Origin of the sequence: Flavobacterium ovatum (genome assembly GCF_040703125.1) — a bacterium.
Taxonomy (GTDB): domain Bacteria; phylum Bacteroidota; class Bacteroidia; order Flavobacteriales; family Flavobacteriaceae; genus Flavobacterium; species Flavobacterium ovatum.
In genome coordinates, this window is the sequence record NZ_CP160035.1 from 3,421,107 (window position 1) to 3,430,651 (window position 9,545).

The 9,545-nt window shown below is 31.8% G+C and carries 7 protein-coding genes; 4 read left to right on the plus strand and 3 right to left on the minus strand.

Annotated elements, in window-relative coordinates:
• Window positions 1-185 precede the first annotated feature (185 nt).
• Window positions 186-743, plus strand: a complete 558-nt coding sequence (locus tag ABZP37_RS14380) for an acetate uptake transporter (RefSeq protein ID WP_366183792.1) — start codon at window positions 186-188, stop codon at window positions 741-743.
• A gap of 178 nt (window positions 744-921) precedes the next feature.
• Here the strand turns inward: ABZP37_RS14380 and ABZP37_RS14385 are convergent, their stop codons facing one another.
• Together ABZP37_RS14385 and ABZP37_RS14390 are read right to left on the minus strand one after the other, a co-directional pair.
• A complete protein-coding gene (locus tag ABZP37_RS14385; protein WP_366183793.1) occupies window positions 922-2,244 on the minus strand; it encodes an IS4 family transposase in 1,323 nt (440 codons plus the stop codon).
• Window positions 2,245-2,908: 664 nt separating this feature from the next.
• Entirely contained in the window at window positions 2,909-4,681 is a 1,773-nt protein-coding gene (locus ABZP37_RS14390) for an OmpA family protein (RefSeq protein ID WP_366183794.1), read from the minus strand.
• A gap of 662 nt (window positions 4,682-5,343) precedes the next feature.
• Here ABZP37_RS14390 and ABZP37_RS14395 point away from each other — a divergent pair.
• From ABZP37_RS14395 to ABZP37_RS14405, 3 genes are all read left to right on the plus strand, one after another.
• Entirely contained in the window at window positions 5,344-6,231 is an 888-nt protein-coding gene (locus ABZP37_RS14395; protein ID WP_366183795.1) for a carbon-nitrogen hydrolase, read from the plus strand.
• 736 nt (window positions 6,232-6,967) lie between these two features.
• Window positions 6,968-7,819 carry a substrate-binding domain-containing protein gene (locus ABZP37_RS14400; RefSeq protein ID WP_366183796.1) on the plus strand — a complete coding sequence of 284 codons (852 nt, stop codon included), beginning with the start codon at window positions 6,968-6,970 and terminating at the stop codon, window positions 7,817-7,819.
• A 22-nt stretch (window positions 7,820-7,841) separates the two neighbouring features.
• A complete protein-coding gene (locus tag ABZP37_RS14405; protein WP_366183797.1) occupies window positions 7,842-8,774 on the plus strand; it encodes a transglutaminase in 933 nt (310 codons plus the stop codon).
• Window positions 8,775-8,827: 53 nt separating this feature from the next.
• Here ABZP37_RS14405 and fsa read toward each other — a convergent pair whose 3' ends face one another.
• Window positions 8,828-9,484, minus strand: coding sequence for a fructose-6-phosphate aldolase (fsa, locus tag ABZP37_RS14410; RefSeq protein ID WP_366183798.1), 657 nt, complete (start codon window positions 9,482-9,484; stop codon window positions 8,828-8,830).
• Window positions 9,485-9,545 lie beyond the last annotated feature (61 nt).

The following is a 9,545-nucleotide window of genomic DNA, read 5'->3' on the forward strand; positions in this document are numbered from 1 at the left end:
TGTAGAGGTACTTTGCTAATCTTAGTGTTTTTTCTTCTGAGTGCCTCTGCGAAACAAAAAATCATATTCCTGATCAACAAGATTTGTTTGTGAAAACTAAGTAAATCTTAGTCCTTGATATTATTTCCTTAGGATATCTTAAAATAAAACCTAATTTTGGAAAAGACTAACCAAACAAATAACTTATGGAAAATAAATTAGCAAACCCAGCACCTTTAGGTCTGATGGGTTTTGGGATGACAACAATTTTATTAAATATTCACAATTTAGGATTATTTCCTGTTAGCGCTGTCATTTTATCCATGGGGATATTTTATGGTGGCATAGCACAAATTATTGCTGGAATTTTAGCCTTTAAACGAGAAAAAACCTTTGCAGGAACAGCCTTTATCTCTTACGGTTTTTTTTGGCTTTCATTAGTAGGCATTTGGCTTTTGCCAGCCTTAGGTGTTAAAGCTGCCGAAGAAACACCCGCTTCTTTTTTTGCTTGCTATCTTGCTATTTGGGGGATTTTCACTGGATTTATGTGGTGGGGAACTTGGGGCGGTAGCAAAGTGCAACAATTTGTTTTCTTATCACTTACATTATTATTTTTACTATTAGCACTTTCAAAAGCGACAGGCAATGATACCATTGGAGTTATTGCAGGTGGACTTGGCGTTATTTGTGGATCAAGCGCAATTTATTTAGCGATGGCTGAATTACTTGAAGAAGTAAAAAATAAAAAAGTACTCCCCTACTAAGAAACGCAAAGTATATTTTTAATTCTTCAATTTTAAAACAAAATAGTATTCAGGTCAGCTGCGCAAATGTCTCTTGACTTTGCGCCTGACATTATTTGTAACAATACCAAAACTAGTACAATATAGTCCAATCAATTTTTTGTTACATCGAGTGCAATGTCATTAAGTTAAGCAATTTTCATATTGCATCTTTCTGATTTTCAAGTACTAAAGGTCTTTTTCGATTGAGATATTTACCTGCTTCTCGTTTATTATTCCGATTTAATCTAATTGGAATTGTATTTTTAAGAAATAGATTTTCTAATTCTTCGAATACTTCATCCAAAGGAGCTTCTTTAAAAAGCAACTCTAGTATTCTATTTTTTAAAAAACCGTAAGACAAGTTTGTGTTTATCTTGTAATCCAGTTTTGTGGTTTTGTTCTTTAATTTTAAGTCATCTTGTAAGTCATTTACAATGGTCGATTGCAAATTACTTATGAATATCGTGCAGAAAAAGTCCTGTTCTATACTTGCTTTGGAATAACCCGTGAAGTATTCCAATTTCAGTTTGTTTTTCAATTCGTCGTAAAATGTCTCAATGCCCCATCTCAAAAAGTATAATTCTTTAAATATACTGGCTGGAAAAGTTTGACTATCCAATAAAGATGTTATCAAAACTTCAATTTCTCCATTAGACAAAACGATTCTAATTAATCGAACTTTTAGCGATGTCTCTTTTGTGTATTGCTTATCAACTATAGCGTGTTTTTGATTTGGAAATAAATCAACTATGGCTGATTGTTTCTTGCTTTTTACAAAATCTTTTATTAGGTCACTATGGGAAACACTTGTTCTGATTAAATAATCTATATTCTTTTTAAAATGTTCATACTGAAAATCATAACCCACGTAGCCTCTATCATATATAATCAAATCGTTCTTGGCCCAATAATCAGAATGTTTCAATGCCAATTGTCTTTCTCCCAATGCTGAATTATTCAACGACGAATCCAATGCGAGACGATTCAGTACGTCATACAAAACAGAAGCCCTTCCTTGCACTAGAACTGTTTTAGTGTTGTTTTTTGATACTCTAAATACATTCTTTAAATTCTCTGTATATGGTAGAGTAACCATAGAACCATCAACTGCAAGGAGTCTATAACCATAAAATAGTTGGACATTTTTATTTCTTTCAATATAAGTTTTTTCCATAATTACTCTCGATAAATATTTAAAAACCTCTGGATTTATCTTTTGTCTTTTCTGAACAAAAGCACTTTTAGTGAAATTTTTAATAGGCTCGGATTCGAGTTTTGAATTAAGATGATTTATAAAACTATCAATTTCTATTGCCAAACTTTTTCTCAATAAATTGAACATGAAAAGTAAAACTTCTCCAAAAGGCTGTTTACGTTTTCGACTAAAATCTTTATCATTCATTTTAAATTCAATTCTTATTTTATCACTAAATATCACTTCTTTTAATATTTCAACTATCGCGATTGAGTTCTTTGGCATATTCAAAACTATATATTTTATAGTATAAATACAAGAAAAATAATACGATATCACCAATTTAAAATCAATTAAATAACTGTTAATCAACTAAATAAAACATTAACTTAATGACATTGGACTCGACTAGGCTAGAATAAAACCGTTTTCAAGTTTTGAATTTTCTGGATTTTATTCTAGATAGTGTAAACAACAAAAAAGCAAACTTTGTTAGCGCATAGGTTCACTTTGTCAGTTTGGTTGATAATCAAAATTTACGAATAATTCAATATGTAAATATAAAGGTTAGCTAAGGTATTTACCAATGCCTGCAAAGTATATCGTCAACAATAAAAAATTGCAAGTCAGTACTACTATATTCGATATAAAATCAAATTATATACATTTAGCAAATGATTGTGTAAGATTCTTTCAGAATGACAAACTTTGTCGATTTACATTGTGTTTAGTCGGGTACTTTTAAGTGTTCCAAAACTTATATGGACTTCTATTTATAACAGTTCAAAAAACTCTTTTATTTTTTAGACAGAGAAAAACTTATATGTCTTATTTGGTTCTTAAAAAAAATAGCGAATCGCTACATAACCAAAAAGCATAAAAAAAGAGAAACTCCGCAAATGTCAATGACCTTGCGGAGTTATTTACTCTATTTCAATAAATGATTTAATTAGTTAGGACAAATTACCTTCATCTCAGTACGTCTATTCAATTGGTGTTGGTTTTCAGAACAATCAACGCCATCAGCACATTTGTTTAGTAATTTAGTTTCACCGTAACCAATACCTGTAATTCTTTTTCTATCTATTCCTTGAGAAACTACGTAATCTACTGCTGCATTGGCTCTATTTTGAGATAAAGTAGCATTATATTCATGAGAAGCTCTTGAATCAGTATGTGAAGATACTTCAACACTGATAGCTGGATTGTCTTGCATAAATTGAACTAATCTGTTCAATTCTTTTTTCGCTGCTTCTTTGATGAAATATTTATCCAAATCATAAAGAATGTTTTTCAATCCGATTGCTTTACCGCAATCTGCTTCTTCCATACAAACTTCTAGTTTTACAAACAATGTCGTATTTCTATCATAGTCTTTGGTCGAAATCGTTTCTGTTTGAGAAAAATAATTATTTTTTTTACCGTACACTTCGTAAGTCGTGTTTTTAGCTACATTAAAGACAAACTCTCCTTTGTCATCTGTCAAACTATTTTTCTGTTCAGCAATAACTAAGTTTTTCAAATTCACCGAAACACCTTCTATTGCATTTGGACTGTTACACACTACTACTTTACCTTTCAATATAAAATTCAAATCAGTATATAAAATTTCTTTCTGTAAGGTTTCTTTAGGTTTGAACTCGTTTACAGCAGTAGAGTTACTTTCCATTTTGGTATTGTACAACATTCCATCAATAGTGTAATTATCTGGAAGTATATTATTAAAAACAACAACACCATAAGCATTAGTTTTACCAGTTTGCGCTACTTCACCTTTCAAATTTTTAACAACAACATCTGTATCAGGCAAAATTTCTTTAGTGTATTTATCTCTAGCCGTTACAGCAAGTGAATAAATTGGACAAGCTTTACACGTTTTTTCTGTTTTATTGGAAGCTAGTTTCAAAGATATACCTGCAAACACCCCAACTGAAGAAATAGCACCTTTCAGAGGTTCAATTCTCTCGTTTGGAAAATTTTTAGGATCTAAATTTGTTATACTTTGACCTGCAGTACCAGTCGTAGTGATAAAAGGATTGTAACTTGCAGCTATACCAAGCGTTGGATCAACCAATTCTTCAACATCAAAATGTCTCATATAATAAGCTCCTGCATGCACTCCAAAGAATTGATTAAAAAAGTAATTCACGCGCACTTGACCTTTGGCCGTCAATACATTTTTGGCATTATATCCTGCATGAAAATTTAATAATTCATTAGCCATAGTTGTTGTTTCTCTAAGTTCGGTACGTCCACCTTTGATACTACTAAGTCCTGCTCTAGTATTCAACTCATAAACCCATTTTCCGCTATTGCTTTGGTGTTTAAAGTCCGGACCTATACCGTAGAAAAAGCGTTTTATTCCGTTTTCAGACAAATTAAAACTAGTAAGTGGTACATTTCCCCTATTGAATAATCCTTGAGTTGGATACGTACTTTCGGGTGTGTTTGCAATATAATCTACATCAGCACCTACTCCAAACCATTTCCAGTAGTAATCAACAGATATTCCTAAATCCAATCCACCTTTATAATCGATATAAGGAGTGTCATTCGAATAAAAAGGAACGTCATAACCTGCTCTTGGACTGATCTGTAAATAATTTTCATTTTTCAATAAATTATTCTGCACCAAGGTTTTTGCTGTTTGAGCTGTTACTACTTGAAAAATCGAACTGACTAATAGTAATGCAATTAATTTAAAGAGATTTAAAGTTTTCATAATTTGAGTGTTTTAAATTTATGTTTAGTAATTAAATTCACCTAAATATTTTTTTCAATATTTAGAGGTCTACAACCTTATATCCCTTTCAGACTAGTATTGTTACCCCCATTTTGGAAAAAAAATTAAAATAGCTCTAAATTCATTATTACCTGACTTAAAAAAAGGCAGCAGGCCCTGAAAGCACAGCATTTTTTTACTAGGAACTAAAACCCAACACTTTTCTATTGAAAATAAAATCTAATTATCATCTACCTCTTTTCTGCTATCTCATCTCTACTATTTTCTGTGCGTCAAATTACATAAATACTTGCTTAAAATTTTAACCATACTATCGTGACTTGAGTTTTTGAAATTCAATTGAGAGTTTTCTAAATTAATATTATAAATCCCGTTAAAACAGAACATCTATAGTTAAATCATATGCTAAAACAAAGCACTTTATCTGAGATAACTAAGAGTAGAAAATACAACCCTGTTTTACCTGACACACTAACCAATAACACATTGATAATTAAACAGATAAAAGTATAATTCTATTGAATTATACTTTTATCAGACAATAATGTGTGATCAACTATATAATCAATTGTTTAATTTTTTCTTTTCGTCATTTTCTACTCTTAATAAAATCCTTATTTTTGCACTTTAAAATTGAAACTATGTCAAATAAAAAATATAAAATTGCCGTAATTCAGCTTAACTTAAATGATGTAGCCGAAAACAACTTAAAAAAATGCATCAGTTGGGTACGTGATGCCGCTGATCAAGGTGCCGAGGTGATTTCTTTACCAGAATTGTACAGCAGTCATTATTTTTGTCAAAGCGAAGATGTAGATAATTTTGCATTGGCAGAACCTCTTTATAGCACTTCTTTTATAGCTTTTAGCGAATTAGCAAAAGAATTAGGTGTGGTTATTATTGTTCCTTTCTTCGAAAAAAGAATGGCTGGAATATACCACAACAGCGCCTACATTATTGATACCGATGGTAGCGAAGCGGGTTTATACCGAAAAATGCACATTCCAGACGACCCCCATTTCTATGAAAAATTCTATTTTACACCAGGAGATTTAGGGTTCAAGACCATTCCTACACAAAAAGGGAAAATTGGGACTTTAATTTGTTGGGATCAATGGTTTCCAGAAGCTGCTCGTTTGACTGCTTTACAAGGTGCTGAAGTCTTGTTTTACCCTACCGCCATTGGATGGCATCCAGGTGAAAAAGAACAATATGGTGAAAACCAATATGGTGCTTGGATGAACGTAATGAAAGGTCATGCTGTTGCAAATGGTGTTTACGTAGCTGCCGCAAATAGAATAGGTCTTGAGAAATATTTACCTGATACTGCCGGAATTGAATTTTGGGGTGCTTCGTTTATTGCGGGACCACAGGGCGAAATTTTAGCGCAAGCGTCACACGATAAAGAAGAAATTTTAATTGCCGAAGTAGATTTAGATTTACAAGAAAATGTACGCCAAAACTGGCCCTTCTTTAGAGACAGACGTATTGATGCTTTTGGTGATATAACCAAAAGAGCTATTGATTAATTTTTTTGGAATCAACATAAAATGGACTATATACAATAGACCTAATCCAAAAGTTTAGTAAAATTTATAATACATTTTGATAATAATGAGCTCGATATTCCATCGAGCTCATTTTGTTTAAATTAGAATCAATTCCCTTTATTTACTCCTGACCAAAGTTGTAATTAATGAGCCTTTTAAGCTGTGAATTGAGAAATACTATTAGACTGAAATTTTGACCAAAGCCAAATAGCACTATTTATTATAAAAGATAAGTCTTTTTTGCACATGAGAGCTAAAACGTAATTGTAATTTGACAGAGGTAAATATAATTCTGATTTAGCTCATCGAAAAGATGAAAAAAAATAGAGTTACTAAATACGTTGAATTGAAAATGAATTGATTAAACAGGCTACTATTAAATTGTTAGAGGGCTTGAAACCCCATTTATTAATAACACCCAATAATAAAAAACTGCTTGCATTACATCCAGAAATTAGTATAGCGCTAGAAATTGATTTTTATCCTGCAAGTCCTTAGTGTCCATAGGAATGACATAGAGCCAATGAAAATCTTAATGCATTAATAAGACAATATATACTTAGAATTAACATTTTTTGACCAAATCACAAATAATCAAATTATAGAAATACAAGAAAAATTAAATAACCGTCCAAGAAAAAGATTTAATTTTGAAACATCAAATTATATGTTTAACCAAAAGTTGCATTTGTAACTTGAAAACTGCACCATAAAAATGACAACAATAAAAATTGCAAGCGTACCCGAACATTTCAATTTACCTTGGCATATTGCCATAGAAAATAAAGCATTCGAAAAACAAAACATCGACTTACAATGGACAGATGTTCCCGAAGGAACAGGAAAAATGTGTCAAATGTTACGTTCTGGTGAAACAGATATAGCCATCATTTTAACCGAAGGAATCATCAAAGACATCAATGCTGGCAATCCAAGTAAATTAGTTCAAATTTATGTAGAAACACCTCTAATTTGGGGTATTCATGTCGCTACAAATTCAAATTATAAAAAATTAGAAGATTTAAAAAATACCAAAGCAGCTATTTCTAGATTAGGCTCTGGTTCCCAATTAATGGCGTATGTCAATGCCAATAATCAAGGATGGAAAACGGATGAGCTGCAATTTGAAGTTGTAAATACGATTGACGGTGCTGTAGAAGCTTTGACCAACGGAACCGCTGATTATTTTATGTGGGAACGATTCATGACCAAACCACTAGTTGATAAAGGAGTTTTTAGAAAAATAGCGGACTGCCCTACTCCATGGCCTTGTTTTGTAATTGCTGTGCGGGTTGAAATTTTAGAACAAAAACCTGAAATCATCCAATCTATTTTGACCATCATTAACCAAACCACAAAAACATTCAAAAAAATTCCAAATATCGATGCTGTTTTAGCCTCAAATTACCACCAAAAACTAGAAGATATCCAAGAATGGCTTTCATTAACTGACTGGTCACAAGAAAATGTTGACGAAAAACTGTTAAACAATGTCCAAAAACAATTATTTCAACTGAAAATCATCGATAAAATGGGTACTTTTGAAGAAATTGTAAAATCAATTTAGTTTTTACCATTTCAGGTTATATATGTTAGAATTAAAAAACATTACTTTTTCTCAAATAAGACAGAGTCTGCAGGTCAAAAAACCTTGGGACGACGTTATTATTTTCATACTTAATGTTTTAATTGCAATTCCATTATTCTTAATTGCTCACGAAAATTTAATTGAACTTAATTGGATTTTCAACTTTGACCGTATATTAATTTTCATAGTAATTATCGTACTTATACAGTTATTACTAAGACTCTTACGAACCATTATTATTATTTGTATATTTTTATATATAATGCTTTTATTTTACGGAACTACAATTGGAAATTACGGTTTTGAAAGCGTATTTGAAGACTACAATTCTATGATATATACCATGTCTGACAATCCTTACCCACAAGACATTATTGTATCTAAGCTTTTGCCATTTCCAAATAAAACCAAAATTCTAAATGCCATAGAATATCAAAATCCTAGAGTGAGGAATTTTGCTGTTATGGCAACGACTAAAAATTTTAAAAACGTCCGAGGTTATGCTGATTACAGAACCATCATTCAATGTTTTGCCGTATTTAAGGAAATAAATGAACGTTGGAACTATGTCAGCGATCCAAAAGACGGTGATTATATAGCTACAGCTAGTGAATCCTTAAATTATTTATCTGGGGATTGTGACGACCATTCTATACTTATGGCGGCTTGTGTACGTGCCATTGGAGGAACTCCTCGGTTGATTCATACCAAAGGGCATATTTATCCTGAAATACTCATCGGAAAAATGAATGACTTAGAAACCGTTAACTTTTTGATTAAAAATATTTTATTTACCAAAGAAAGCTATCGTAAACAACTGCACTACCATATTGATGAAAGAAATCAAATTTGGCTGAATCTAGACTATACCGCCTCTTATCCCGGAGGTCCATTTATGTCCGAAGAGATTCTTGGAGCTCTTACCTTAAACTAAAAAAAGCCTCATTTTATAAAAAAATGAGGCTTTAATTTTATCTAAAAAAAGTATTACTTATTTCCTTTTTCAAAATCAGCTACAAACTGAGCTAATCCAATATCTGTTAAAGGATGTTTCAATAAACCATAAATAACTGATAATGGTCCAGTCATAACATCAGCACCAATTTTCGCACAATTTACAATGTGCATAGTGTGACGTACAGATGCAGCCAGAATTTGAGTTTCATAACCGTAGTTGTCGTAAATCTCTCTAATTTCTTGAATTAAGTTCAATCCATCAGTAGAAATATCATCCAAACGACCAATGAAAGGAGACACATAAGTTGCACCTGCTTTAGCCGCTAATAATGCTTGACCTGCTGAGAAAACTAAAGTAACATTGGTTTTAATTCCTTTATCAGAGAAATATTTAGCCGCCATTACACCTTCTTTAGTCATTGGTAATTTAACCACGATTTGCTCGTGTAAATCTGCCAATTCTTCTCCTTCTTTTACCATTCCGTCAAAGTCTAAAGCATTTACTTCAGCACTTACATCACCTTCAACAAGGTTACAAATATCTACATAATGCTTCAATATACTGTTTTTTCCAGTGATTCCTTCTTTAGCCATCAAGGAAGGATTAGTCGTTACACCATCCAAAACACCTAAAGCTTGCGCTTCTTTAATCTGAGCTAAATTAGCTGTATCAATAAAAAATTTCATATTTCTATATTTAATTGTTTTTAATAATTTGGGCGTGCCCTCCAAAAAAGTCGGATCAGGC